Origin of the sequence: Streptomyces poriticola (assembly GCF_036689765.1) — a bacterium.
Classification (GTDB): domain Bacteria; phylum Actinomycetota; class Actinomycetes; order Streptomycetales; family Streptomycetaceae; genus Streptomyces; species Streptomyces poriticola.
This window is the reverse complement of sequence record NZ_JBAGKH010000093.1, coordinates 1-907: the sequence shown is the minus strand read 5'-3', so window position 1 is coordinate 907 and position 907 is coordinate 1. Positions and strand designations below refer to the sequence as shown.

The following is a 907-nucleotide window of genomic DNA, read 5'->3' as shown; positions in this document are numbered from 1 at the left end:
TGGACCTGGTCAAGCGCTGGTTGGCGGAGGAGCGGTTCGCCGACTCCCGACTGGTCCTGCTCACCCGCAACGCCGTCGTCACCTCACCCGACGACACACCCGATCTCGAACACGCCGCCATCTGGGGCCTGATCCGCTCCGCCCAGTCCGAACACCCCGACCGACTCGTCCTCATCGACACCGACCACCACACCCCCGACCTACCCACCGCCCTCACCACCGGCGAACCCCAAATCGCCATCCGCGACGGCAAGTACCTCGTACCGCGCCTCGCCCGCACCACCCTCCACCCCGCCCCGGAGTCGACCCCCGCCTTCCACCCCGACAGCACCGTCCTGATCACCGGCGCCACCGGCACCCTCGCCGGACTCCTCGCCCACCACCTCGTCACCCACCACCACGTCCAAAACCTCATCCTCCTCTCCCGACGCCCCGCCCACACCCTCGCCACCACACTCGACGAACTCGGCGCCCACACCACCATCGTCACCGGCGACGTCACCGACCCCGACACCCTCACCCACACCCTCACCCACCACCCCATCACCGCCGTCATCCACACCGCCGCCACCCTCCACGACGCCACCCTCGACACCCTCACCACCCACCACCTCGACACCGTCCTCAACCCCAAACTCGACGGCGCCCTCCTCCTGCACGAACTCACCACCCAACACACCCCCCACCTCGAAGCCTTCATCCTCTTCTCCTCCGCCGCCGCCACCTTCGGCGGACCCGGACAAGCCGCCTACGCCGCCGCCAACACCTTCCTCGACACCCTCGCCCACCACCGTCACACCCACGGCCAACCCGCCCTCTCCCTCGGCTGGGGCCTGTGGGAAGACCGCTCCACCATGACCGGCAACCTCACCCACACCGACCTCCACCGCATGACCCGCCACGGAGT

1 protein-coding gene is annotated in these 907 nt (G+C 69.5%); it reads left to right on the top strand.

Translation table 11 applies throughout. The features are described 5' to 3' along the window. On the top strand, nt 1-907 hold a 907-nt coding region (locus V5O46_RS31580), incomplete at both ends, for a beta-ketoacyl reductase (protein ID WP_332888167.1).